The sequence below is a fragment of the Nocardia sp. NPDC047038 genome (assembly GCF_040644075.1).
Lineage (GTDB): Bacteria > Actinomycetota > Actinomycetes > Mycobacteriales > Mycobacteriaceae > Nocardia > Nocardia sichangensis.
Map to the genome: position 1 here is coordinate 19,704 of NZ_JBEYVQ010000004.1, position 25,660 is coordinate 45,363.

Consider the following 25,660-nt stretch of genomic DNA (forward strand, 5'->3'; position numbering starts at 1 on the left):
AGGGCCGGCCGACCGCTACGACTGTGGCAAGGACAGATTCCTCGCTGCATCCGGAGGCGGCCATCCCGGCTCACGGGGCGGTCAGCTCCGCCAGCAAAGCCACCGCGCCCGCCCAAGATACGGCGTCCGCAATCGGGTCGTACGCGAGGCCTGGGAGACGAGCCGAGGCCGCATTCGGGTCGGTAAAGCTGTGGAAGGCTTCGCTGAAGACGGTCAACGTATGCGGTACAGCGGCCTTTTTCAGTTCCTGCGCGAGCGCGTCGACGTGCTCGCGCGGCACATACGGATCTTTACCGCCGGTGTAGACCGCGATATGCGCCCGTACCTGGCCCGGCTCTGCGGGCGCTGCCGTGGTCAGTGGGCCGTGAAAGCTAACGGCTACTCTCAGATCGGCGCCGCTTCGAGCCAACTCCAACACGCATTGACCGCCGAAACAATAGCCGATGGCGGCCGTGCGAGCCGGATCGATACCCGGCGTGCCCACGAGCGCCCGATGCCAAGCAACAGTGCGAGCACGCAGCAACTCCGGCGCAGCGATGAGTTCGTCGAAAGGTCTGGCCTTCTGCGCGGTCACAGCATAATTCTGCCCGCCTCCGAACATGTCGACAGCAAGTCCCGCGTAGCCCAGGCGGGCAAGCGTCACACCGCGCTCCCGCATCGAATCGCTGATACCAAGCGCGGAATGCATCACCAGCACGCCTGGATGCGGGCCGGGACCTTCCGGCATAGCAAGCATGCCAACAAGTTCCGCCCCTTCATGGCGGACCGACACGGCCGTCGAATCTGTCATTTTCGATGTCTTCCATTCTCACGCTTGACACAGCCGGACGCCGGTCCGGTAACCACAACAGCAGATTCGGTAGCCCATCTCCCGCCGCGGGCGTTACCCGAGGAGTACGTGCTCCGTGGTTACGAAAAACGAGGATTGTGGAAGGTCGATGAACGCCTTTTCGTGGTCGGCCAATGCTTGGCCGGCCTCCGTTCCGGCGGGCGTCGCGAGAGCCTCGGCGAGCTGACGTTCGGAGGGGAACCAGGCTTCGGCAATGCCATCGAAGGCCGCGCCGGTGCTGTGGGAGACGCCGATGGTGGTGTTCAGCACCGAATCTATCGTGTGGTTCTGCACGTAGCGCGTTGCGCCCAGCGCCGTCAGGGCCTTGACCGCCACAGGCGCGTGGACGTTGAGCCAGAAGTCGTCGAACTGAGCGGGCGTCATTTCCGGGCGCCGCCGGAGCACGCACACGAGTTTGACCGGCCCGCCGGGCGAAGAATCTGCCGCCGCTTCGGGGAGACGGGATGCCAGTACCATGGCAAAGCCGGCCGCCAGCGCGCCGCCGAGGACACGGCGCCGTGAGTTCGCGTCCGGCCGGATGTCGTCATTCAATGGGTGATCCTCCAGGTGAAGTTCGTGCATATGCGCCCGTTGATGTGTCGCATTCGGAACCGAAGGTCGCCGCGACAGCCGCACAGCGGTTAGATCTGCTAGCCGAGTAGGACGTGTTCGGTGGCCAGGAACAGTGAGCATCGGGCCGCGTCCATGAAGTTCTTCTCGTCATTGACGAGATTTTGGTTTGCCAGCACTCCCTGCGGTGTGGCCATCGCAGTGATCAGCGCCTGCACGGAAGGGAACCAGACCTCGACGAGGCCGTCGTAGGACTCGCCAGTGCCATGCATGCGGGCGAGCACGCTGTTGATCGAAGAATCCAAGCCGTGCGTCTGGACATAGCGGTAACCACCGAGCACTTTGATCTGCTCCATGGCATAGGGACCGTGTTGGTTCAGCCAATAATCGTAGAACTGCGCAGGGGTGAGGTCAGGTCTGCGCCAGAGGGCGCCGACCATCTTGATCGGATCCGAGGAGGGCTCCGCCGACGCTTGTTGGACGCGGGCGGCAAGGAACGCGCCGACACCCGCGGTGACCGCCCCGGCGACGAAGGTACGCCTCGAGCGCGTTCCTTCGACGTTTATCTCAGTCAACTTCCCATCCTTCTCAATGGACACGATCCCGTCGCCACCTCCCACATCGAACAGGGGCTGACGATGCGGCTGTCGAAGCGCTCGACCGCTGACCCCACAAGACCGACTCGGCCGCGCTTCGCCCGGCTGCGGACGGGAACAGAAGTGATTGTTACATCATCTGTGACTATTTTGGCATTAACCTATTGATGCCGCAAGAATCACATCCGATCGATGCATCACTACGGAGCGCCACCCCGGAGGTAGGCATTAGAGGCGGCCCGCACCGCAGGCGCCCGCTCACCCGCGGCGAGCGGCACCTTTCAAACGACTCACCGGTGCACGGCCAGACGGCCCGCGTCACCCATCGCAACGGTTCGCGCGTTGCGTCACCTCTACCCTGCTACCGCACAAGCACATATCTGAGCAATACATCATAAGTGAGAGTTAAGTCATAGTGATGGCAGCACTCGAGACCGCCAATGCGCAGTCTGACGTTTTGCTCAGATACGATTTCGGTGACGATTCCGACGCAGGAGGGCCTGATGACCACCGAACCCGTGGTACGCAACCGTGTCGATCGGCGCCGCGAGCGCACCCGGAACGCACTGCTCGGCGCTGCACGGAAGTTCTTGTCCGAGGGTCGAACGGCGGTGAGCATTCAAGAGATCACCGACGCCGCCGACGTCGGATTCGGCTCCTTCTACAACCACTTCGAATCGAAGGAACAGCTCTTCGACGCGGCGGTACGCTCGGCGCTGCAGGTCTACAGCGAGATGCGCGACGGTATCGTCGCCCTCTACGACGACCCGGCTGAAGTGTTCGCGGTGAGTTTTCGCATGACCGGACGCTTGCAGCGGCAGGTTCCGGAAATGATCCGGGTGATCTTGAACTCGGGGATGTCGGTATTGCTGCGCGACGAAGGTCTGGCTCCACGCGCCCGCCACGACATCATCACCGCGCAAGAGGCAGGCCGCTTCGAGCCAATGGACCCCGATATGGCGGTCATGGCGGCAGGCGGGGCCCTACTAGGGCTCCTGCAACTGCTCGACGCGCACCCGGAATCAGACGTCGAGGCGAGAACCGATGAAATGGCCTTCCATGTCCTACGTATGTTCGGAATGAACAAACGATCGGCACACAAACTCAGTACCACCGCCCTGCCGCCACAGCCCCAGCTCTGAACTCGCACTGTATCTTCAGCGATCGGCATGGAACGGCTCGGCGCCCAGCACCAGACGGAGCCCCGAGATGCCGGAATGTGCCCGCGCATAGCGGAGTTCGTGATCGACATCGCCGATGTTGTTGACGACGTGCAACCACACGGAGTCGCACGGCACAGCCGCTACCTGCTGACAGCGGCACCGGAATTATTCTGCGGCCGGCATTGCGACGGGTGCGTCGGAGGCGTCTCGCGCGAGCAACTCCCGGCGCCGGATGGTCGCGAACATCACCTCGCGCCGACCACGGATGTCGTGGCTGTAACAGTCGATACGCATTCCACTGAACCGCGCGATGCATCCATTGCAGTATCCGCAGACGGGATGTTCGGCCAGCGAGTCCCCGACGAGGTTGCGGTAGAGGTACGGATCGGCGATGAAGGCTCTGGCAGCCGATACTGCGTCGGCGGCCCCGCTCGCCAGTGCGCTTTCCATTCCCTCACGGGTATGGAAACCACCGACCACAATCACCGGTATGTCGAGAGCTGCGGTAAACCGTTGCGCAAAGGAAAGATTGAACCCCTCACGGGGCGGCCGCAACCACTCGGCCACCCGCTCCACCACCGGCGCGACGGCGCGGACCGCAAGTCTACGCATCGCACCCGAACGCGCCGCCGCCCCGACAGTGACACTAGCTGTCAGGAAGCCGCGGTACCTGCCCTGGACCATCCCCGGCCACGACTCGTAGTGCCCGCGGGAGACCTCTACGGCATCGGCGCCGGCGTCCTGCAGCCAGCAGGCCACGCGCACGAGTTCCTCGGGAGTTGCCGCACGACGGAATGGAAGGTCGTCCGTGCCGTTCATTTTGACCAGCACGGGATAGTCCTCGCCGCACCGGGCGCGCACCGCCCGCATGACCTCGAGGAGTAGCCGCGCCCGCCCTTCCAGCGACCCGCCGTACCCGTCGGACCGTCGGTTGGTGTGCGGTGTCAGGAACTGTCCCAGCAGATAGCCGTGTGCCGCGTGGATCTGCACTCCGTCGAAGCCTGCCTTCCGCGCACGCTGCGCGGCCGCCGCGAAACTCTCGACTACGCCGGGCATTTCATCCGACCGCAAGGGAGATGGCTTCGTCCCGTAGAGCGGTTCACGCACGTCCGATGCCGACACGATGCGATCGGCCCCCGGGGCGAGCTGGGCGATCTGGCGCCCGCCATGGTTGAGCTGTGCCACCAGTTTGGAGCCGCCGGCATGAACGACGTCGACCCATTCCCGTAGCCCCGCGATCTTGTCATTATTGTCGATGCCCGCCTGCCGGCCTGCCGACTTCCCCTGCAGGGAAATGTAGAGATTGCCGGTCACGATCATCGGCGTACCCGCAGCGGCCATCGGTTCGTAGAACGCCAGGAGGTCGTCGGTGACGAAGCCGTCTTCGGAGGCCCGGGTTTCACTCGTCGCCGATTTGAAGAGCCGGCCGGCCAGACGCATCGAGCCGATCGCCAGCAGTTCGCGCAGCAGGTCCACCATCATCTCCTGACTGTTCAATCAAATATGATGAGTCCCTCAGTGAACTGCACGAGGATGCCCGACGTCAAGCGCCATTCGCGATCCTTGACGCAGTTGCACCGTTGTGTGACTCTCGTAACTGCTAGGTGACGCACCGTTCACTGCTGACATATTCATCACTGATGTGTTCGGGGCGTATACCGCCCGAACGCCCACGACAAAGGACACGAAGGTGACTACAGACCTTGCCGATTCCCAGGGGTGTCGATGACCACTCCCATCCGGACCACTTCCTCACTGAACCCGGTCTGGTTGCGACAAGATGTATCCCGGGAGGACGGCTTCGCCTACTGGGCGGGGCCGCATGCGGAGATCATGACGAGGGTGCCGAATCTGCTGGAGTACGTGCAGCGTCATTTCTCGTATTCCGACCACGGGTACTGGCCGGCCACGCAGAAGGTCGGAACCCTGATCCCGCCGGACTGGCGATTGGACGGTTTTCCCGAGGTCAGGCTCACCAGCGCCCTCGCAGCGCTGCACACCGCGCTCCACCTGCGCGAGATCATGTTCGACGAACAGAACGTCTTCGACCGGGTGCTGGGCCAGTTGACAGGTCCGAACGGCGGGCGCTGGTGGAATCCGAGCCACGACGACACCGTCGCGCACCGGACCGCAGTGCTCCTGCAGCGGCGGCGCGGTGTGCGCGGTCGCGTCTTCCGCGACTGGGTCCACGAGACCCTGGGCCCGGCGCTGCACTCGGCCGGAGCGCGTGACCTGCGGACGTACACGTTCGTGCCGTTCACGAAATTCGTTCATCCCACTCCGGGGGTGAACCACGATTACGCCACCTACCGCCGCTACCATGGCGCGCTTACCATCGGCGCGGACGGCCGCGAGCATATGCTCGAGATCTTGGCATCACCCACGGTCTCCGCAGTGGTCGCCGACCAGTCTCGGGTGCTCACCGCGGCACACGCCTACACCGTCGACCGGTCGATAGTGGTCATACGAGACGGCCACGTCGTTCCGGTCGACCAGCGGCGGTTATGAGCGGCTTGTCACCCGACGTACGCAGTTTCGCGCCACCGGATGGCGTCACGCTCGAACAGCTATGCGGTCACGAAGTGCATGAGCGAGACTCCCATTGGCCAGCGCCAGGTACCTGTCGGCAGCGCCCGCGGCGTATCCGCCATCGATCGACATGTCGACCCCGTGACAAGGCCGATTCGTCGGAGACGAGAAGGAGCGCCGCCGCCGCGACCTCCCCGGCTGAGCCGCTCGCCCGAGCGGAGTGATGGGCAACCGGGCTACCGTCCCTCGAATCTCGGCGCACGCTTTTGAAGTACGGCCGCGATACCTTCTGCCAGGTCGTACGAGGGCAGAAACGCGGCGTTCCAAGTGGACACATACCGCAGCCCCTCCGCAACGGACGCAGCGGTGCGCGTCTCGAGCACGTCCTTGATCCCCTGGACCACCAGCGGCGGGTTCGCCGCGATGTCACGAGCCAGCGAGTGCGCAGCCGTCAGCACGGCTCGCCGGTCGTCGTAGACATCGTTGACGAGGCCGATCTTTTCGGCCCGCGTCGCGTCGATATCCTTTGCGGTGTAGGCCAACTCGCGCAAGTGACCTTCACCGATGATGCCGGGCAGCCGCTGCAATGAACCCATGTCGGCGACAATGGCAACCTTGGCCTCGCGCAAGCTGAATGTGGCGTCCGCGCTGGCCAGGCGGATATCGGCGGCGGCGATCAGGTCCAGGGCGCCGCCGACGCACCAGCCCGACACGGCCGCCACCACGGGCTTGGCGCACTTGGCCACCGCGGTGACTGCGGCCTGCATCCGCCGGATCTCCCCGAGGAATGTCGACCGGGGCGCAGCCTTGACGTCATCGCCCAGCACCGGGTCCAAGAGCCCGCCCATTGCGGTCAGATCTAGGCCGAAGGAAAAATTCTTGCCCGCACCAGTCAGCACGATCGCACGTACCTGCGGGTCCGCGTCCAGTTCACCGAAGACCTCGGGCAGTTCTCGCCAGAAGTCCGGCCCCATCGCGTTGCCTTTGCCGGGCCCGATCAGCGTCACCTGCGCGACACCCTCGGAGATCTCTACCGCGAAGGCCGTCCAGTCAGTCATGCCATGTACAGTAGCCTAATTGATGACACCGTCATAAATGAGTAATTGATCATCAGAGGTTCACGGGGCATGCACCGGCAGCAGCGAGAGTCCCGGGCTGCGCAGTATCCGGCCGTCACGAGCCGGACATCCCGCCCGTCGACACATGGGCCGAATCCGGCGCCAGACCAATGATGACGATACTATCAGTTACGACTGTTTTGTCACTCGCCGAGGATCGGCGAGCTGGTTGGGAAAGGCGGACGGCCGGTGGGCCACTACAAGAGCAATGTGCGCGACCTCGAGTTCAACCTGTTCGAGGTACTGGGACTGGATGAAATTCTGCAATCCGGGGCGTTCGGCGATCTCGACGCGGAAACCGCACGGTCGATGCTTGCCGAAGCAGCACGGCTGGCCGAGGGGCCGGTAGCGGCCTCCTACACCGATACCGACCGCACTCCGCCCGTCTTCGATCCCGAGACGCACTCGGTCCGGCTGCCGGAGTCGTTCAAACAATCGGTGCGCGCCTGGTACGACGGCGACTGGTGGCGGGTAGGTAAATCGGAGGCGGTCGGCGGCGTTCCCGCACCGCAGATGCTGGCGTGGGCGATCACCGAGTTCGTATTGGGAGCACAGCCCGCAGCCTGGATGTACCTCGCCGGGACGAGTATGGCGAATATCGTTCAACGCACCGGTACCGAGCAGCAAAAGCAGTGGGCAAGGCTTGCCGTCGAACGCAATTGGGGCGCCAGCATGGTTCTGACGGAGCCCGACGCCGGCTCCGACGTCGGCGCGGCCCGCACCAAGGCGACCCCGCAGCCGGACGGGAGCTGGCACATCGAGGGCGTGAAGCGGTTCATCACCTCGGCCGACTCCGACGATCTCTTCGAGAACATCATCCACCAAGTCCTCGCCCGGCCGGTAGGAGCGGGCCCAGGGACCAAGGGCTTGAGCCTGTTCATGGTGCCGAAGTACCATTTCGACCCGGAAACCGGCGAACCCGGCGAACGTAACGGCGTCTATGTCACCAACCTCGAGCACAAAATGGGCCTGAAGGCCTCGGCCACCTGTGAGCTGACCTTCGGCGGACACGGCACACCGGCCGTTGGCTACCTTCTCGGCGAGGTGCACAGCGGCATCGCGCAGATGTTCCACGTCATCGAGGAAGCGCGAATGATGGTGGGCACCAAGGCTATCGCCACCCTGTCCACCGGATACCTGAACGCTCTGGACTATGCCAAGACCCGAGTCCAAGGCACCGACCTCACCCGAATGGCCGACAAGACCGCACCGAAGGTCACCATCACCCATCACCCTGACGTGCGGCGCTCACTGATGTTACAGAAGGCCTACGCCGAAGGCCTGCGAGCGGTCTACCTGTACACTGCTGCACATCAGGACGCGGTTGTCGCACAGCATGTTTCAGGCATCGACGGACACTTGGCCGCTCGGGTCAACGATCTGCTGCTGCCGGTCGTGAAGGGCGTCGGTTCCGAACGCGCTTACCAGTGCCTCACCGAATCACTGCAGACATTCGGTGGCTCCGGCTTCCTGCAGGACTACCCCATCGAGCAGTACATCCGCGACGCGAAGATCGACTCGCTCTACGAGGGAACCACCGCCATCCAAGCGCAGGACTTTTTCTTTCGTAAGATTGCCCGTGACCGCGGCATGGCGCTGGCACATCTCGCGGAAAGAGTCAGGGAAACAGCAGAATCCGAAGCCGATTTCGGCCGTCTGAAGGCCGAGAAGATTCTGCTCGGCCAGGCCCTCGATGATGTCCAGGACATGGTCGGGAGGTTGACCCAGCATCTGCTCACCGCCCAGGACGAGCCAACCGATCTGTACAAGATCGGCCTGGTCTCGGTGCGTTTCCTGTTGGCATTCGGCGACCTCCTAATCGGGTGGCGCCTGCTCGTCGGCGCTGAAACAGCACTGGCCGCGCTCGAATCCGCACCGGACGAACAGGACCGGGCCTTCTACGAAGGCAAGGTTGCCGCCGCATCGTATTTCGCTCGGACGGTGCTGCCGCGTCTCAGCTCAGACCGGACAGTGATCTCCGACCTCGATCCGAGTCTGATGACTCTCGACGAGGCAGCCTTTTAGAACATTCCACGCCGCCGCCTCCTGGACCCAACCGGAAAACTCTGGACCGGGGCGTGCGGATCGGGGCGAACCCGTCCGCACGCCTCACCACCAGGACAGCCCTCCAGCGCGCAGAAGCATGACGCCGGTCGCATCGAACAGAACCGTGATCGGGCAGGGCGCGGCCACTCGTCCACTCCTGTGGGCGCCGTCGACAGGCCCCGTCGAGCAGTGCGATCCGTTGTCCGACACGAAATCACAACGCACATGTCGACAGTTACGCTTCGTAGGGCGGAACCGGAGGGAACAACCGCGACGGCCGAGCGGGTTGTCCGCCCCACCTTCGCATGACGGCAGAGCGCAGCGGTGGACCCCGGTGGGTCTGTCGACGCACGGCCAAGAAGTGGGCCGACCGTTACACCGCTCGAACCGGAATTCCGGTGTCCGCCACGGTCCACCACCGCTCGGCGACGGCGAGCACCGCACCGGACTGATACTCGGTGGATGTCATCGAGCCTGCTCCAAGTTCCGATCGCGGGATGAAGCCGGTCCAGGTTGAGCCGCAACCACGCCGGATTCGTGGATGCTTACCCCGAGCTGGCGCCGCAACTCGGCGATCAACGAGCCGGCACCACCGGGCGCGGCGGCGCCGAAGACGAACTGGTCCGGGCGCAGCAGGACGATTCCTCCGGAACCGACGCCGGCCTTGGCGAACCATCGGATCAACGCCCCGGTGTGGTCTTCGACGTCGGTATGGTCGTCACCCGTCGTGCGCCCGTCGCCCGGTGCGCCCTGGGGCCGCCCGCCGAAGGGATAGACGGTCACGAATCGTGTTCCCAGCGCCTGCAACGCCGCCGCATCGTCGGCGCCGAGCACCACACGAGGGTCGACGCCGTAACCGAGCACCGAGAATCCCAGTCCGAGTACATCGTCGAGACGCTGGTGGCGGCCGTCGTAGGTGCGGACCTCCGGTTGCGGGGACAACGTGCCCTCCACGCCGCGCAACCCGAACCAATGGCGGGGCAGGCCGAGGTACGCGTTCCGGCGAAACCGCGGACGTGGTTTCATCTTGGCGGCCCGGATCCAGCCACCGAGGCCGGGAGTGCGCAACGAGGCCGTCATCACGATGTCGCGTGCCGCGGCGACGAGTTTGTTGTCGACCGACACGAGCGATTTGTTGAATACCGAGAAGTCGATCATCGCCTTGGCGTGCGGGCGGCGTTCGGTTTCGTAGCTTTTCAGAATGGCGTGACCGGCACCGTGTTTCAGGATCGCGGTGAGCTTCCAGGCCAGGTTGTCCGCATCCCGCACGCCTGAGCCCATCCCCTGCCCGACGAACTGCGGTGTCATGTGCGCGGCATCGCCGGCGAGCAGGATGCGCCCGACGCGCCAGCGATCGGCGACCACGGCGTTGAACGTGTAGACGAGCTTGCGCAGCACCTCGACCTCGTCCGGGTCCACGAAACGGGCGATGTGCCTGCGGACCGTTTCCGGGTCCTCCATCTCCTCTTTCGTCTGCGAGTCGGTGAGCATGAACTCGAACCGGTGATGCCCGTCCGGCTGGGGACACGACACGATCGGCAGATCGGGGTCGCACACGAAGTCGAAGTACGGCAGATGCCGGAAGGCGTCCACTCCGTCCTTTGCCTTCAGGTCTACCACCAGCCACCGTTCCGGGAAGCTGGTGCCGGTCATGTCGATGCCGAGCTTCGTGCGCACGACGCTACGTCCGCCGTCGCAGCCGGCCAGGAACTTGGCCCGCACGCGCTCGACGGTGCCCGGATCGATCTCCGATTCCCGCCGACCGTAACCGGTGCCCGCGCACCCGACGTGCTCGACGCCGACGCCGTCGGCGTCCTGGTCGAAATCGAGAACCTCACGGCCCCGGCGCACCGTCACATGCGGATATTCGCTGAGGGCGCGTTCGAGACTGTTCTCCAGATAGGGCTGGTACAGGAAATTGACCACCGGCCAGCTCAGCGGGCGTTCGACCTGTTTGAACTGCACCAGCACACGTCCGTCGCGGCGCACCCACTGGACGGCCGAGTCGGTGTTCATGTCCGCGGCGAGTTCGTCTGCGGCACCGGCGGTCTGGAAGATCCGCATACATTCGTCGTCGGTGTAGACCGCTCGGGCCAGGCCGTAGTATTCCGGTTCGCGTTCGAGCACCAGCACGCTGATGCCGCGCCGGCCCAGCAGATTCGCCAGGGTCAGGCCGGTCGGCCCCAGACCGACGATCACGACGTCGTAGTCGGTAGTGCTCATCGTGAGAATCCTTCCGCGAGCTCGGGAACGGTGATCTCCGGAGTTCTGATCGACTGCAGTGCGTGCCGGAATTGGGCGAATTTGTCCAGGACGGTCTCGCCGACCGGGGTGTGACCCCAGATGCTGACGCCCTGATAGGTGGTCGGTTCCCAGGTGGATTCGAGTTCCGGGCCGACCACGATCGGGTTCCAGCCGACCTCCAGCTCGAAACCGGAGGGGGTCACGCAGTAGAAGGACAACTCCCGGTCGTTGGTGTGCTGGCCGACCGACCATTGCATCCGGAACCCGAGCGCGGTGACTCGCTCGAAAGCGGCGAGCATGTCGTCCAGCGTCGCGGATTGAATGTTGATGTGCTGCACCGCGGTACGAATCGGATCGATCTTCACGCCGCGAATATGGCGCGTGTGGTCGTGACCAGCCTGGGCATTGTCAATCTATCGAACCGCAGCGCCGAGGAACTGCTCGTCGGTCACCTCGCCGACCTGCACGCGTTGCTCGTGCTGGACAACTGCGAACACCTGGTGGAAGCGTCCGCTGCGCTGTGTGCCCGCCTCGGACACCGCGCTCACCCCGACGGGGCTGACCGCTTACGAAGCGCCGACGCTGCTGCTGGAACGCGCCCGAGCGGTGCGCCCAGAACTCACGGTGACCGAAGGTGATGCGGACGTGGTAGCGCGGGTGTGCTACCGGCTGGACGGGATCCCGCTGGCCATCGAGCTGGCCGCGTCCCGGCTGCGGTCGCTGACGCTGCAGGGGCATTTGGAGCGACTCGACGACCGGTTCTCCCTGCTCACGATCGGCACACGTGCCGTGGTGCCGCGGCAGCGGACGCTGCGGGCGCTGATCGACTGGAGCTACGAGCTGAGCCGACCGGCAGGCTAGGACCAACATTTAAAGCAATTAGAACTTGCATTAAGAATGCTCCAAGACACCACTGGCCGCAAGCTGACGAGCCCGAATGTGTCCGGGGTCGCACTCCACGGCACGCGCGCTAGATCGAGGTCGGCCGGACGGGCACGCCGCCGCCTTCCTCATCGTCGTCCCCGGCCGGATACCTGAGCACGTATCCAGCAGATCATCGCCACACTGCGAGCAAGCACCCCAATGGCCCGAGATCTCGAGGGTCCACGCCACTGACAAGCACGTGCTCAACCAACGCATCAATCTCCGAGCCCGGAGACCAAGCGCTTGCAACCTTCGAGGTCCGCAGATCTGGCACGGCATCTGGCCGCGCTACACCGCCGCCGAGTGCGGCGACCCGACGACCGAGGTCGGTGCTGGATGGCCTTCCGCCTGCGCCTGGGTGAAGTGGGCGGCGGTCTGCTCGCGGTCCCGACCGCTCACCTCTGGCCGAAGAGCATCACCTCGAGCAGACCGCTGTGCTCTACTGCCGCGCTGTGGCGAGTCGGTGCACCGCGATGTCAATCCCCTTTGCCTGCGACAACACCGCTACCAGCGCCGATTCGCACGACGCCCCGCCGGTGTCAGTAGCGCTAGTGAACTCACTCCCTTAGTATGGCGAGATGACGGAGTGGCGGCCTACGGCCTGCATCCTGTGCGAGTGCAACTGCGGCATTCAGGTACTGGTCGGACCTGATGGCCGGACGTTCGAGAAGATTCGCGGGGACAAGCAGCATCCCGCTTCGGCGGGTTACACGTGCAACAAGGCGCTGCGGCTGGACCACTATCAGAATGGGCGCACGGGCCGACTGACCGCCCCGCTGCGCCGCCGTCCGGACGGCGGTTTCGACGAAATCGATTGGGACACTGCGATCTCGGAGATCTCGGCCGGACTGCGGGAGATCGGCCGCCGCTACGGCGGCGAATCGATCTTCTACTACGGTGGTGGCGGTCAGGGCAACCACTTGGGCGGCGCGTACGCTCCGGCGACCATGGCCGCCTACGGCATGCGATATCGCTCCAGCGCCTTGGCCCAGGAGAAGACCGGCGATTTCTGGGTGTCGGCGCGGATGTTCGGCCATCCGCTGCGTTCCGATGTCGAGCACGCCGAAGTAGCGCTGTTCATCGGCAAGAACCCCTACCAATCGCACGGCTTCCCACGCGCGAGATCGGTGCTCAAGGAGATCGCCCGCGACCCGAACCGGGCGATCATCGTCCTGGACCCGGTGCGGACCGAAACCGCCGAGATGGCCGAATTCCATCTGCAGTTGCGGCCCGGCACCGACGTGTACCTGCTGATGGCGATGGCCGCCCTGCTGGTGCGCGACAACCTGATCGACACCGGCTGGCTGGCCGAGCACGCCGAAGGGCTCGACGAGGTGCTGTCCGTGCTGCGCGCGGTGCCGATCGAGAAGTATTGCGCCATAGCCGATGTCGACCTCGAACTGGTCACCGCCGCCACCCGGAGGCTGGCCCGCGCGGAGTCGGTGGCGGCCCTCGAGGACCTCGGCGTCCAGATGAACCGCTATTCCACGGTGGTGAGCTACGTCGAGAAGCTGCTCTGGCTGTTGACCGGCAACCTCGCCAAACCTGGAACGCAGTACGCGTTCACCGGGCTGACCGCGCTCGGTCACGACCGCGGACATCCGGCCGGCCAGTGGCCGACGAGCCCGGTGGTTGGCGCACCCATCATCAGCGGCTTGGTGCCGTGCAACGTGATCAGCGAGGAAATCCTCACCGATCACCCGGCACGCTACCGCGCGATGTTCATCGAGAGCAGCAATCCGGTGCACTCGCTGGCCGATTCGGCGCGGATGCGCGAGGCGCTCGCAGCGCTGGAACTGGTCGTGGTGGTCGACGTGGCGATGACCGAAACCGCGCGGCTGGCCGACTATGTGCTGCCCGCTCCCACCCAATTCGAGAAGTACGAAGCGACGTTCTTCAACTTCGACTTCCCCCGCAATATCTTCCACCTGCGCAGGCCGGTACTGCCTGCGCCTGAGGGCGTGCTGCCGGAACCGGAGATCCACGCCCGCTTGGTCGAGGCGGCGGGCGCCCTCGGCGAACAGGATTACGCACCGCTGCGCGCTGCCTTGGCACAGGGCAGAGACGCGTACGCACTCGCGATGCTCACCGTGTCGGCCGATCCGGCCAAGGCCAAACTGGCTCCGGTTCTGCTCTACCGCACGCTGGGCCCGACCCTGCCCAACGACGCGTCCGCCGCCGCACTGTTGTGGGTGGCTGCGCACAACTGCGTCCGCAAATTCCCCGCCAGCGTCGAACAGGCGGGGTACGGGACGGGTTTGCCCGCAGGCGAGCGACTGTTCGAGGCCATCCTGTCCGGTGAACACGGCATCGTCACCACCGAGGACAGCTACGAAGAGACCTGGAACCGCCTCCGCGGCAAGAAGGTTCAGCTGGATATACCGGAGCTGCTGGAAGTGGTGGCGGGACTGCCGGATATGTCCTCCGATTCCGACGACTGGCCGTTCGTGTTGTCCGCCGGGGAACGCCGGGCTTTCACCGCCAACACAATCATGCGCGACTACGACTGGCGCAAGCGCGACGGTGCCGGCGTGCTCCGGATCAGCGCCATCGACGCGCAGCGACTCGGATTGGTCGCCGGCGATCGGGTCCGCGTCACGACTCGTCGCGGCAGCGCGGAGGTGGCGGTCGAGCCCACCGCCCGGATGCGAGCCGGGCACCTGGCGCTGCCCAACGGATTCGGACTCGATGTCGCGGAGGCCGACGCCGAGCCGATCAGTATCGGGGTAGCGCCCAATGAGCTGACCCGATTCGACTCCCGCGACGAATGGGTCGGAACACCGTGGCACAAATACGTGGAGGCCCGGCTGGAGCTCTTGCCGAACGACTCGGCGACCGACGCCACGACAACCCTGGATACGGTCGAGGCATGAAGCGCACCACCTTCGCCAACTGGCCGTGCACCGTCGCCCGCACCGTGGACCTCATCGGGGATTGGTGGACGCCCCTCGTTCTGCGGGAGGCCTACTACGGTGCGACGCGTTTCGAGGAATTCGAACGCACCCTGGGCCTGAGCCGCAACGTCCTCAGTCAACGGCTGACCCGGCTGGTGGACGAGTCGCTGCTGGAGCGAGTGCCCTACCAGCAACGACCGGTGCGGTACGAATACCGGCTCACCGAGCAGGGCCGTGACTTCTTCCCCGTCATCGCCGCGATGATGCGCTGGGGCGATCGCTGGCGCGCACCCAGCGAAGGCCCCCCGGTCACGTTGCACCACACCAGCTGCGGGCACGACACCTACGCCGAGACGGTGTGTGCGCACTGCCGTGAACCCTTGCGGCACGGCGATGTCAGCGCTCGACTCGGGCCGGGTTTCCCCGAACGATTGAGGGAGACCGCACTGGCGACCGGACGATTCGACGACAACCCGGCACAGCCTTGACCCGATCCTCCATCGGGCTTGAGCCGTCGGTGGATCGCAGCCTAGCGACCGCCGAACCGCGCAGTTCAGCGAACTTGCCGCGTCAGCCTCGTCGAGTGGCGTAGACGCCTGCGTTGGTCGTTCCACCACTGCGTCCAGGCGACGAAGCACGCACACCGAGTTCGATACTTCGGTGATGCACTCGGCTGAGCAGGCCATGACGGTCACAGGCGCGCGTCGGTGTGGCATTTTCGAAGAACGCGGCGACCTCGTGACAACCACCGGTCCGGCGACACACCCGACGCAACGGGGTCGCAGCCTCGTCGGTGACCCGGCCGCGACGCCGGTGGCTGATCGCCCGTTGATCATCGAGCATCTCGACGCCCTCCGGACCGCATCCGCACAGTGCCGCGCACCAACGCTCAACCGCGCTGGCGGTCGAACCATTCTTCGCCGCGTGTCAGTGAGACGACCTGGACGTCGGTAACGCCGCGGCGGTCGGCTTCGGTTCGATCGCGCGGCAGATCCAGTGGTGAGTTGTTGACGACCATGCAGCCGATACAAACTGCGCCGCAGCGGATCTGCACAGATCGGTACAAACCCGAGTCGCTGTGGGTTGCGATGCTGACCAGCTTGTCGCAGGAGACGCACCTCCGGTGCCGGCGGCTGCTGACGCGGGTGATCTCGAGCCGGTCCAAGGCATCCGCCAGCCGGTGCGCGATGTTTCCCAGATGCCCGGAGAAGTGCGACGGCAGGGAGTCGTCCAACTCGCCGAGGATCCACACGGTGTCGGCTGCGCCGTCGGCGATGCCAATGCCGTAGTCCTTGATCAGTTCACCGTCGGGTCTGTCGTCGCCGAGCGCCGCGGCGATTATGCGTCGGGCAGCCCACAGACGGGCCTCAGGATCGAGAGCCATGAGTCCATCCCTATCCAGAAAAGTCGTATGAAAAAGTGGCAACGGGTCGGTAAAGGCGCGTGCGGGTTTACGCGACCTGTCGCGGTTCTCCGGCCGCATCGCCGGTTTCGATGGCGGGCAGTAGAAGACGACGAAATCGGTTTGAAAGCCGGTGTCGTCGACCGTATCGTTGCCGCCGGTCGCGTCGGTCACGCGCCGGGATCGATGATGGCTTTTCCTTCCACGTGGCCACCGGCGAGCCGGTCCAGCGCCGCGCCGAGCTGTGCCAGGCTCACCGGAGTCTCGGCGAATTCTTCACCCAGCACCGGGTTTTGCGACAGCATCTGCAGGGCGGCGGGCAGGTCGGTGTCACAGACGTGGGCCAGTGTGGAGTCGAGGGTGATCTCGCGGAAGATCATAGAATGCAGATCGACCTCCGGCCTCTGCTTCGGTATGCCGACGGCCTCGACCCGTCCGCCGTCGGTGACCAGTTCGAGCGCGAGTGCCAGCTGCCCCGGCGCACCGCTGGCCTCGATCACCACATCGGGCTTGTCACCGTCGAAAGCCTCGGCGAGCTCCTCGCCGAGCGAGGAAGAGGCGATCAGGGTGAGATCGGCGCCCAGGCGCTCGGCACGGGCCAGGCGAGAACCGGCGATATCGACGACGGTGATGTCGTAGTCGCCGAGGTGGCGAAGCCCGGCCAGGACGAACGAGCCGATCGCGCCCGCGCCGATGACCACGATGCGGTCGCCCGCGTTGGCACCGGCGCGTCGGGCCGCGTGGATGCCGACGGCCAGTGGCTGGGCTAGAGCGGCATGGTCGAGGGCGAGGCCGACGGGCAGCGCGCGCAATGTCTTCGACGGCACCGCGACGTATTCGGCCATCCCACCGTGGAGGTTGAGTCCGAGGGTCCGGTACCGCACGCATTTGTTGGTGCGGCCTTCGGCGCAGCGCCGGCAGTCACCGCACCAGATACCGGCGCCGCTGGCGACGAGGGTGCCGGAGGGGAATTCGGATCGGGGATCGGCCTCGACGATCTCGCCGACGAATTCGTGGCCGGGAATGATAGGGCCGAGGTGTCCGCTGTGCGGGTGACGGTGTCGCACGGGGAAGACTTTCGGGCCGGCGATCCATTCGGAGGCGTCGGTTCCGCAGATACCCGATCTCAGGACCCGTACGAGCGCCTCTCCCTCTGCGGGGACAGGAATGTCGACATCCTCGAGACGGATGTCGCGGGGGCCGTGGTAGACGGCGGCTCGCATCGTCGATGACACGGCGAATTCTCCTCGTCGATATGGTGATTGTTGAAAGTGGTCCGGGCCGGGCGGCCCGGACCACCACTGTCAGATCTTGGCGGGCGCGTCGTCGCGAGGATCGGTGATCGGCCGGACGGCAACCTCATCGGTGACCGTCGCGATGCCGGTGCGCGGCAACAGCAACGCTACGACCGCAGCGAGTGCGAAGAAGCCGGCGCACACGATGAGTCCGCCCTGGAAACCGATGCTGCTGGCCAGTCCAGCCAGGATGAACGGTGCCAGCGCCGAGATCCCGCGTCCGACGTTGAAGCAGAACCCGGCGCCGGTGGCGCGTGCCCTGGTGGGGAAGAGTTCGCCGAGATAGGAGCCGAACAGGCCGAAGAAGGCGGTAAAGGCGCCGAACAGCGGTCCCAGCCACAACAGGGCGGTCTGGTGGGTGGTGAGCGCGTAGATCGGCAGGGTAACCGAGACGCCGAGCAGGGTGATGACGATTGTGCGGTGGCGGCCGATGTGGTCGGCCAGCAAGCCGAAACCGTTGTAGCCGGCAAACATTCCCAGATTCAGCATGGTGACGAAGACCGCGACCGACGTCGAGGGCAGACCGCGCTCGGCGGTGAGATAGGTAGGCAGCCAGGTCATCGCGCCCCAGTAGCCGAACAAGGCCAGGGCGGCCATGAGCGTGCCGAGTAGCGTGCGTCGGCGCAGCGAGGAACCCAGGACATCACGGACAGAGACGACATCACCGGCGTTACCGGCTTTCTGCGCCTCCCAACTGCCGGATTCCTTGAAGAAGACCAGCACGATAGCGACCGGCATGATCACCGCGGCGCCCGCGACCGAGAACATCAGCCGCCAGTCCGGGAGGAACCAGCCGGAGATGGTGGCGGCCATCGCGCCACCAGCGGGGAAAGCGCTGATCACGAACGCCGCGGCCCGGCCTCGGCTCTTCTCCGGCCAGGTCTCGACCACATACGCGGACACCACGCTCCATACCGCGCCGAGACCGACACCGGCCAGGAACCGCAGCAGCAGGAACACCTCGAAGCTGGGCACGACCGCGATAGCCGCGGTGAACACACCGAAGGTGAGCAGGGAGGCGAGCAGCGCCTTCTTGCGCCCGAAGTTGTCGGCGACGTAACCGCCCAGCACGCTGCTGACACCGATGCCGACCAGGGTGGCGGTGGCCAGCAGGCCGCCTTGGGTGATCGTCAGGCCCATGTCCTTGCGGATGGTGGGCAGTGCCATGGAGAGCAGGACGATCTCCAGGGCGTCGAACAGGTAGGCGAGGAAACACCCGCCGAGCACGATCCAACGAGTACGTCGCATCGTTGTACCTCCAGTGTGAGCTGCTGGGGTCGTGCCCGGGGCAGCGTCGATCTTCGAATCACGAGGCAACGAGCGTCGCCTCGCAGGGTGTGGAACCAGAGCCGCTGCTTGTCACAACACGATTGGTCGAGAACTGGGGTGGTTCCGTTCGATCCGGACCTCGACGGGCCCGGTCGCGTATATCCCGGGATGGATCCCCGGGTAAGGGTTTCGACTGGCGAGAGCGCTAGCGATCGTCGCTCGGTGCGAGTACCAGGTCGAAAGTGATCTCCGCCCAGCCTTCCTGCGGACCTGAACCCTCGGGTGCGGGAGTGTCGGTGTGGTGGGTCGCCTCGACGATGAGGCTGTCTTTGACGCCGAAGACCGCGTCGCAGTCCAGGTAGGGGTCGTCGGCGAGGAAGATGTGGGTGATCAGGGGCCGGAAATTCGGGGCGGTGACCATGAAGTGCAGATGGGCGGGGCGCATCGGCCCCCGGGCGGTCGCGGTCAGCAGATCGCCGACCGGGCCGTCGTGCGGGATCGGATAGGGGGCAGGCAGTACCGACCAGAACCGGTACTCGCCGTCGATGCCGGAGCTCAGCCAGCCACGGCCGGCCGAGCGTCCGTCGGGATACTGCACATCGTAGAAGCCGTCTTCATCGGCCTCCCACACCTCGATGCGCGCGCCGGCGATCGGTTCGCCCGTCACCGAGCGGACCTGGCCGGATACATGGCAGGGCATGCCCGACGCGCCGCGGGCGATGTCGCCGCCAATGGGTATCTCGGGGGCGTCGTCGACGAAGAACGGACCGAAGACCGTGGATTCGGTGGCGCCGAGGGCGGCGGCCTCGTTGATGGCGACGGTCAGCATGGACAGCCCGAGCACATCGGAGAGCAGGATGAATTCTTGACGCTTGCTGTCGGTGATATGTCCTGCGCGGGTGAGGAATTCGATCGCGGTTTCCCATTCGGACTCGGTGAGCTGGATTTCGCGGGCGAAGGCGTGCAGGTGCCGGACGAGGCTGTGCATCACCGTGCGCAGCCGGGGATCTGGGGTGGCATCGAAGCTGGCCAGGACCTCGGCGGTGACAGCGTCCTCACGGTCGGTCGTGCGGACGTGGACGCCGCTCATATCGCCGGTCCCGCCGGATCGGCTCCGGCCCAGGCGCTGTGCAAGATCGCGCGCAGGCCCTCCTCGGTGGCCGGGGTCGGATTGTCGGCGGGTGCGATCGCAGCGATGTCCTCGATCACGGTGTCGATGTCGGACTCGGTCATGCCGAGTTCCCGCAGACCCGCGGGGACACCGAGCCTCACGCCGAGTTCGCGCAAACCTTCGACGATGTCGGTTCGGCCCAGGGCACGGCTGATGCGATCGGTGGCGTCACCGGCGTTGGGGGCGTTGTAGGCCAGCACATAAGGAAGCACGATCGCGTGCGTCTGGGCATGGGGCAGGTCGAAGGCACCGCCGAGAACGTGACAGATCTTGTGGTGCAGGCCCGAACCGGCCACAGCGAAGGCCGACCCGGCGAGATAGGCGCCCAAAAGCAGTTCTCCGCGGCTGCCCGGATCGGCGGGGTCTGCGGTGATGGTGGTCAACCCACTCACAAGGTGGCGGATGCCGTCTTCGGCGATCGCGCTCGCGACCGGGCTGCGTCGCGGCGCCCAGAATGCTTCCACGCAGTGGGCTACCGCGTTGAGGCCGCTGGCCACCGTGAGCTCCATCGGCAGAGAGGTAGTCAGCTCGGGGTCGTAGACCACGGTTTTCGGCAGGACCCGCCGATCGGTTCCGGTGGTTTTGCGTCCCTGTTCGGTCATGCCCCATACCGGGGTGACTTCGGAGCCGGCGTAGGTCGTCGGCACCGCGAGTACCGGCAACCCGGAGGTCAGCGCTACAGCTTTGGCCGTGCCCGTGGTGGATCCGCCACCTACCGACAGCACCACATCGGCCTCGGCTGCGGTGGCCGCCTTGCGGGCCAGTTCGGCGACCTCCACTGGCACGTGCGGGCGGACTCCGGAGAATGTCGCCGCTACCCGGTCGGCGAACGGCGCGCACAGCTGGGTCGCGATCCGGCGTTCGCTGTCGGTGGCGATGAGCAGAATGCGCTGGGCGCCCAGCAGGTCCAGTTCGCCGAGTAGCTCGCTGCGGGCGGCGCCTGCGCCGAAAACGACGCGGCCGGGCAGGCTGTCGTAGGTGAAGGGGTTCATCGGTTCTCCCCGGGGATGACGGTGGGCCCGTAGGCCAGCAGCAGCCACCGGTCGTCCTTGCACACCCAGATGGCTTGTGCCCGGTTGGCCAGCTGTTTGCGCACCCCGCCTGCGGTGATGTCGGCGTGCATCTCTCCGGAGACGACCACGGTGTCGCCCACGATGACGATCCGATGCACCGGGTGCTCGATGCGGTGGTAGACGTAGTGGCCGGAACGGAGCTTGTCCAGATAGCTGTCGAGGGTGTCGACTTCGGCGTTGGAGTGGGCGTAGACGAGTTCGGGGTGGGCGAGGGCGGCGAAGGCATCGGCGTCACCGGCCAACACCGCGGCGTAGCGGGCGTCCTCGAGTGAGCGGATGGTCGATTCGACCTCGGCGGCGGCGACAGTGTCACCGGTCATGAGAGTGCTCCTGTCTGCTGGGGGGTGGAACCGGTTTCGCGCGACATCGGCTGGTTGCTTCGGCGCAGCGCGGTGAGGACCTGCGCCATGTCAGCCTGTGCCAGCCCGGCGGCGATAGCGTCGTCGAGCACGGCCAGGGCGGCTCGAGCGCCCGGCAGATTCAGCTGCTGGCGCTGGGCCAGTTCCAACGCCAGGCCGAGGTCCTTGCGGATCAGGGACACCGGCGCGGCGACCGGGGTCGTTTCCGGCGCCAGATAGGCCTGCTGCTTGTAACCGACATACGGTGCACCTGCCGCGCTGCTGGCAAGGATGTCGTAGAACGTGGCGGGATCCAGCTGACCTGCTTCGGCGAGCAGAATCCCTTCCGCGACAGCCTGACTCAGCTCGGCGAGCACCGCGTTGACCGCGAGCTTGGCCGTGGACCCCGATCCGACCGGTCCGGCGTGGAACTGGGCGGCGGTCATCGCGGCGAGCACCGGCCGCGCCCGCTCGAACTGGGCAGTCGTCGCCCCGACCATCGTGGTAATCGATGCGATCTCGGCCATCGACACACTGCCCGACACCGGCGCGTCGATCACCTCCACCCACGACTGCGCGGCCAGCTCGCGCACGACAACCGGACCGACGGTTCCCATCACGATGTGCAGGTGGCCGGGCGCGACGGCGGGCAGCCCGTCAACGATCAAGGCGCGGGTTGCCGCGCCATCGGGGAGCATGCTGATCGACATTTCGGTGGCGGCCAGCGCGGCGGGGGTATCGACGAGCGTCACCGATTGGGGCGACTGCGCGACTATCGGGTCGTAGGCGAGAACAGTATGCCCGGCGGCGGCCAAGTGCTCGACCATCGGACGGCCCATCCGGCCCAGACCGGCGAATCCGATCAGCATGATCCTCTCCGCTCCGATGACGCGTTCGGTATGTCGAGCCGGACAGCGGTCGCGGACAGCCGTGACGGGCGACTCGACCGAGGTTGCGCTAGCGGGGAGGACACGGGTCTCCTTCGTCGTCGATGACGGGAAGCGGGGCGAACACCGCCACGAGGGTATGTTCAGTAGCATTGAACAAACGTCGGACATTGTCAACCTGAGCGCGACATCTATTTCACGACACTGAAATATTGCGCCACATCGGCCGATGCTTCCGGCCGGCATCCCGACGCGCATGAGTACTCGCGTGAGTAAGGAACACGGCCGCTTCCGGGCGCGATCTCGCCGTTCACCGAACCTGCCGGTAGAGTTCATCTGCAGTGAAACGGCGGCGTTCACTGTGAGTTGACGTTTTGGATCGAGAAGAAGAGGGGTGTGCGGATGCAGGACAGGATCGGGCCGGCGCTGAAGCAGGCACGCCTGGATCGCGGGTCGAGCCTGCGCGGGGTGGCGGCCGCGGCGGGCATCTCGGCCAGCCAACTCTCCCAGATCGAGAACAGCAAGTCCCAGCCATCGGTGAGCACCCTCTATGCTCTGGTCAACCACCTTGAGGTCTCCCTCGACGAGTTGCTGGGCATCCCGCACGGCCGTACCGCAGCACCGGCCGGCGAGTCCGCCGCACCGTCGGGAACGGGGGTGGTTCAGCGCGGTGCCGACAATCCGGTGATCGAGATGGCCAACGGTGTGCGCTGGGAGAAACTGGCCGTCGACCCGGACGCGGGCGTGGACGCCCTGCTGGTCACCTACGAGCCCGGCGCGGCGAGTTCGGTGGACAGAATGCCCATGCGCCACTCGGGCACTGAGTACGCGTATCTGTTCTCCGGGCAGCTGACCCTGCTGCTGGATTTCGACAAGTACACGATCACCGCCGGTGACTCGCTATGCTTCGACTCCACCCGTCCACACATGTACGTCAACCAGTCCGGCGAGCCCGCGCGCGGGGTGTGGTTCATCGCGGGGCGCAACGAACCCGGACCCTCCCGGGAATGGGTCGCCGCCCAGCTCGGGGAAACCGGCACCGATCTGCCGGCACGGGTCACGAACGCGGTCGACGCGCTGGGGCTGCTCGCCGCCGCATCGACACGACCGCACACCAGCAGGCCTCGCCGCCACGACTAGCTGCGGCCGGGCCCAGACCGATCAGAGACGTTCGAAGACCGCCGCGAGGTTTGCTTGCCGCCGATGCGCATCGTCCCGAGCCCGCAGCGACTGACGGCGCGACAGCTCGTGCAGCAGGTGGTCAGGATTGCGGTGGCGACTTCATCGTCGCACTGCGCGTCACGTAGCTCGACATATCCGGTGTACTTGGCCCCACCGGGACGCAGGTCAGCATGCTGCAATCTCGCGCCCTGGCCACACCTGAGGTACTCAGGCCGGTTTGCCGTGCAAGGTCAAAACGTCCTCGATACAGCGGATGATGAAGGCGTCATCGACGGGCTTCTCACCCACCAGCATTCGAAAATATATCGGCGCAGCCAAGGTTTCGAGCACTTCTCGCGGGTCGGTCCCATCGCGAAGTTCGCCACGCTCGAGCGCTCTGCTGATGACCTGCGAACTCTGTTCGAAGCGGTCGATCCAGAACCGGCGGCGCGCGGCGTCGACCTCGGGATCGGCCGACAGTGCGATGACGGTTCCGATCAGCCGTACGATTCCGGGCCGAGCGATCAAGTGTGAAATCTGCTCGGCGAGCACCTGCAGATCGGTACGCAAGGCGCCGGTGTCCGGGGGCGGGTTCCCGGCTGCCGCCAGTTGGGTGACGGCTTCGGACACCAACGCCGTGCGGGTACCCCAACGACGGTAGATCGTTGTTTCCGCGACACCGGCGCGAGCAGCGACGTCGCCGATACTCAGGCCCTCGATGCCGAACTCGGTGACCTGTTCGAGGGTCGCGGTCAGCACCGCCTCGCGCACACGCGCCGAACGGCCCCCGGTCCGCTTGCGCGGACCCGGGGCCGCCCGTGTCCGCTCCCCCGCTATGCCTCCACGCTGGTCCATGGTCCAAGTTTTACTCGACGGACCTCGCGCGCGCCGAATACACCACGCCGCCCCACCGCCCCGCCTGAAGGGGGTCCGCAGGAGTCAGCCCAGATAAGCAGCGATCCAGTTACCGAATTCGCACGCCAGATGCCAGCGATGTTCGGCGATGTAGAGCTCCGGCAGCGCCGCGGGGAAGGCGACCTTGAGCTGGCAGCGGAACCCGCCGCCGGGCTCGTTGCGGAACTGGTGGCGCACCCCGCCGATAACGAAGCCGTCAGCCAGGGAAGCCACACCGGAGACGGCGAGCGGGAAAGCCGGATCCGAGGGCACCATCACCCTGGCGGTGTCGGTGTAATCGATGAAGAACTGGCTGGCCAACATCGCGCCGCCGGTCACTTCGATGACTTCCTGCCGGCCGTCCGGCAAAGTCGCGATGATGTAGTGATCCGGACACGCATCGGTCCACACCGCACGGTCGTTGTTCACGCGCGCTCGGTCGAGCCACTCCACGAAGCCCTCGGCAGTCCCCCGGTCACTGGCGACCTCGGTGATCGAATACTGCCAACGCCCACCCGAGGCAGCTATCCCGGTCCGGGCAGCGGCCTCGGAAGCGACGAGTTCACCGGCGAGCAGCTCCCGCAACCCGTCCGGGCCGATCAACACTCGGGCCCGCGCCAGGGCCGCACGCGCGGCAGGGATGTCGTCGACAGCGACTTCCAAGCGGGCCAGCAGTGAATCCAGCTCGCCGACCAGCATGCCGGTGTAGTCCTTGCGCATCCGCGCCGCGGCAACCGCCAGACGTCGGCGTTCCCACTCGACGACCTTGGCCGGATCTACCATGGCCCCGTCGATGAAGGTGCGCAGCCCAGCACCTGCCGACTGCCCCATCGGTGACGCGAAGGTCGTCCCGGCGCCCAGACACACCGCGGCCAGGCCGGCGGCGGCCGTTGTCCCGGCTGCGTGGATCATGAAACTTCTCCTGGTCGGCATTGACCAATTCCTCTCGGGCACTTGGCTTTTTCACGGTCGCCAGCAGGCCGGCGAGCCCAGGCTGTTAACGCAAGTTTTCTCTGCGTTAACTCAGCATCGGTTACTCGCATCACCGTGTCAATGGTTTGCGCATGATTAACGCCGGAAAATCTGGCCTTACCACATCGGCTGGCCGATCGACGTATCCCACTTCGTCGACCACCAGGGCCGCAAGTTATCGAAGTGCTCACGCCTGCCAAACCTTCGTCGTACGCGCCATGGCCCGACTACATGACAGCCGAGTCGGACCAGGCAGTGTCGGCCGAACCGGCAACATGACACAAC

23 protein-coding genes and 1 pseudogene are annotated in these 25,660 nt (G+C 65.6%); 7 read left to right on the forward strand and 17 right to left on the reverse strand.

Features of this window, described 5'->3' with window-relative positions; genetic code table 11:
• Nucleotides 1-70 precede the first annotated feature (70 nt).
• The 3 genes from ABZ824_RS16535 to ABZ824_RS16545 form a co-directional block, all read right to left on the reverse strand.
• On the reverse strand, nt 71-790 hold the full coding sequence (locus ABZ824_RS16535; RefSeq protein WP_356963919.1) for a dienelactone hydrolase family protein: 720 nt from the start codon (nt 788-790) through the stop codon (nt 71-73).
• 93 nt (nt 791-883) lie between these two features.
• Nucleotides 884-1,381: an EthD domain-containing protein gene (locus ABZ824_RS16540; protein WP_356963920.1), complete on the reverse strand. Its 498-nt coding sequence runs from the start codon at nt 1,379-1,381 to the stop codon at nt 884-886.
• Nucleotides 1,382-1,479: 98 nt separating this feature from the next.
• Nucleotides 1,480-1,998 carry an EthD domain-containing protein gene (locus ABZ824_RS16545; RefSeq protein WP_356963921.1) on the reverse strand — a complete coding sequence of 173 codons (519 nt, stop codon included), beginning with the start codon at nt 1,996-1,998 and terminating at the stop codon, nt 1,480-1,482.
• A 500-nt stretch (nt 1,999-2,498) separates the two neighbouring features.
• Between ABZ824_RS16545 and ABZ824_RS16550 the strand changes: the two genes are divergently transcribed.
• A complete protein-coding gene (locus tag ABZ824_RS16550; RefSeq protein ID WP_356963922.1) occupies nt 2,499-3,137 on the forward strand; it encodes a helix-turn-helix domain-containing protein in 639 nt (212 codons plus the stop codon).
• A 15-nt stretch (nt 3,138-3,152) separates the two neighbouring features.
• On the opposite strand, the gene ABZ824_RS16555 is transcribed toward ABZ824_RS16550, so the two are convergent.
• Nucleotides 3,153-3,293 carry a hypothetical protein gene (locus ABZ824_RS16555; protein ID WP_356963923.1) on the reverse strand — a complete coding sequence of 47 codons (141 nt, stop codon included), beginning with the start codon at nt 3,291-3,293 and terminating at the stop codon, nt 3,153-3,155.
• A gap of 30 nt (nt 3,294-3,323) precedes the next feature.
• A complete protein-coding gene (locus ABZ824_RS16560; protein ID WP_356963924.1) occupies nt 3,324-4,655 on the reverse strand; it encodes an NADH:flavin oxidoreductase in 1,332 nt (443 codons plus the stop codon).
• 228 nt (nt 4,656-4,883) lie between these two features.
• Between ABZ824_RS16560 and ABZ824_RS16565 the strand changes: the two genes are divergently transcribed.
• Complete coding sequence (locus ABZ824_RS16565) at nt 4,884-5,666, forward strand: hypothetical protein (RefSeq protein WP_356963925.1); 783 nt, start codon at nt 4,884-4,886, stop codon at nt 5,664-5,666.
• 257 nt (nt 5,667-5,923) lie between these two features.
• On the opposite strand, the gene ABZ824_RS16570 is transcribed toward ABZ824_RS16565, so the two are convergent.
• A complete protein-coding gene (locus ABZ824_RS16570; protein WP_356963926.1) occupies nt 5,924-6,745 on the reverse strand; it encodes a crotonase/enoyl-CoA hydratase family protein in 822 nt (273 codons plus the stop codon).
• Between the two features lie 249 nt (nt 6,746-6,994).
• Here ABZ824_RS16570 and ABZ824_RS16575 point away from each other — a divergent pair, with 249 nt between their 5' ends.
• The gene (locus ABZ824_RS16575) at nt 6,995-8,830 is read left to right on the forward strand and encodes an acyl-CoA dehydrogenase (RefSeq protein WP_356963927.1); all 1,836 of its coding nucleotides are present in this window, start codon (nt 6,995-6,997) and stop codon (nt 8,828-8,830) included.
• A gap of 486 nt (nt 8,831-9,316) precedes the next feature.
• On the opposite strand, the gene ABZ824_RS16580 is transcribed toward ABZ824_RS16575, so the two are convergent.
• On the reverse strand, nt 9,317-11,074 hold the full coding sequence (locus tag ABZ824_RS16580) for a bifunctional 3-(3-hydroxy-phenyl)propionate/3-hydroxycinnamic acid hydroxylase (protein ID WP_356963928.1): 1,758 nt from the start codon (nt 11,072-11,074) through the stop codon (nt 9,317-9,319).
• Nucleotides 11,071-11,460, reverse strand: a pseudogene (locus tag ABZ824_RS16585) (extradiol ring-cleavage dioxygenase); the annotation flags it as partial. The pseudogene ABZ824_RS16585 and the gene ABZ824_RS16580, both read right to left, overlap by 4 nt.
• Nucleotides 11,461-11,617: 157 nt before the next feature.
• On the opposite strand from ABZ824_RS16585, the gene ABZ824_RS16590 reads away from it, so the two are divergent.
• The 3 genes from ABZ824_RS16590 (at nt 11,618) to ABZ824_RS16600 (ending at nt 15,401) form a co-directional block, all read left to right on the forward strand.
• A complete protein-coding gene (locus ABZ824_RS16590) occupies nt 11,618-11,956 on the forward strand; it encodes a hypothetical protein (RefSeq protein ID WP_356963929.1) in 339 nt (112 codons plus the stop codon).
• Between the two features lie 641 nt (nt 11,957-12,597).
• Nucleotides 12,598-14,892: a molybdopterin-dependent oxidoreductase gene (locus ABZ824_RS16595; protein ID WP_356963930.1), complete on the forward strand. Its 2,295-nt coding sequence runs from the start codon at nt 12,598-12,600 to the stop codon at nt 14,890-14,892.
• Complete coding sequence (locus ABZ824_RS16600) at nt 14,889-15,401, forward strand: helix-turn-helix domain-containing protein (RefSeq protein ID WP_356963931.1); 513 nt, start codon at nt 14,889-14,891, stop codon at nt 15,399-15,401. The genes ABZ824_RS16595 and ABZ824_RS16600 overlap by 4 nt, the downstream gene beginning before the upstream one ends.
• A 401-nt stretch (nt 15,402-15,802) precedes the next feature.
• On the opposite strand, the gene ABZ824_RS16605 is transcribed toward ABZ824_RS16600, so the two are convergent.
• From ABZ824_RS16605 to ABZ824_RS16635, 7 genes are all read right to left on the reverse strand, one after another.
• Nucleotides 15,803-16,489: a hypothetical protein gene (locus tag ABZ824_RS16605; RefSeq protein WP_356963932.1), complete on the reverse strand. Its 687-nt coding sequence runs from the start codon at nt 16,487-16,489 to the stop codon at nt 15,803-15,805.
• Nucleotides 16,486-17,550 carry an alcohol dehydrogenase catalytic domain-containing protein gene (locus ABZ824_RS16610; RefSeq protein WP_356963933.1) on the reverse strand — a complete coding sequence of 355 codons (1,065 nt, stop codon included), beginning with the start codon at nt 17,548-17,550 and terminating at the stop codon, nt 16,486-16,488. Before ABZ824_RS16610 ends, ABZ824_RS16605 begins: the two co-directional genes overlap by 4 nt.
• Nucleotides 17,551-17,619: 69 nt before the next feature.
• On the reverse strand, nt 17,620-18,858 hold the full coding sequence (locus ABZ824_RS16615) for an MFS transporter (RefSeq protein ID WP_356963934.1): 1,239 nt from the start codon (nt 18,856-18,858) through the stop codon (nt 17,620-17,622).
• 226 nt (nt 18,859-19,084) lie between these two features.
• On the reverse strand, nt 19,085-19,969 hold the full coding sequence (locus ABZ824_RS16620; protein WP_356963935.1) for an intradiol ring-cleavage dioxygenase: 885 nt from the start codon (nt 19,967-19,969) through the stop codon (nt 19,085-19,087).
• On the reverse strand, nt 19,966-21,042 hold the full coding sequence (locus ABZ824_RS16625; protein WP_356963936.1) for a maleylacetate reductase: 1,077 nt from the start codon (nt 21,040-21,042) through the stop codon (nt 19,966-19,968). The genes ABZ824_RS16620 and ABZ824_RS16625 overlap by 4 nt, the downstream gene beginning before the upstream one ends.
• Nucleotides 21,039-21,443, reverse strand: a complete 405-nt coding sequence (locus ABZ824_RS16630) for a nuclear transport factor 2 family protein (protein ID WP_356963937.1) — start codon at nt 21,441-21,443, stop codon at nt 21,039-21,041. The genes ABZ824_RS16625 and ABZ824_RS16630 overlap by 4 nt, the downstream gene beginning before the upstream one ends.
• Entirely contained in the window at nt 21,440-22,330 is an 891-nt protein-coding gene (locus ABZ824_RS16635) for an NAD(P)-dependent oxidoreductase (protein WP_356963938.1), read from the reverse strand. Before ABZ824_RS16635 ends, ABZ824_RS16630 begins: the two co-directional genes overlap by 4 nt.
• A 420-nt stretch (nt 22,331-22,750) precedes the next feature.
• Here ABZ824_RS16635 and ABZ824_RS16640 point away from each other — a divergent pair, with 420 nt between their 5' ends.
• The gene (locus tag ABZ824_RS16640) at nt 22,751-23,488 is read left to right on the forward strand and encodes a helix-turn-helix domain-containing protein (protein WP_356963939.1); all 738 of its coding nucleotides are present in this window, start codon (nt 22,751-22,753) and stop codon (nt 23,486-23,488) included.
• A gap of 249 nt (nt 23,489-23,737) precedes the next feature.
• Here ABZ824_RS16640 and ABZ824_RS16645 read toward each other — a convergent pair whose 3' ends face one another.
• A complete protein-coding gene (locus ABZ824_RS16645) occupies nt 23,738-24,364 on the reverse strand; it encodes a TetR/AcrR family transcriptional regulator (protein ID WP_356963940.1) in 627 nt (208 codons plus the stop codon).
• An 84-nt stretch (nt 24,365-24,448) separates the two neighbouring features.
• Nucleotides 24,449-25,315 (reverse strand): hypothetical protein, encoded by an 867-nt coding sequence (locus ABZ824_RS16650; protein WP_356963941.1) that lies wholly within the window; start codon nt 25,313-25,315, stop codon nt 24,449-24,451.
• Nucleotides 25,316-25,660 lie beyond the last annotated feature (345 nt).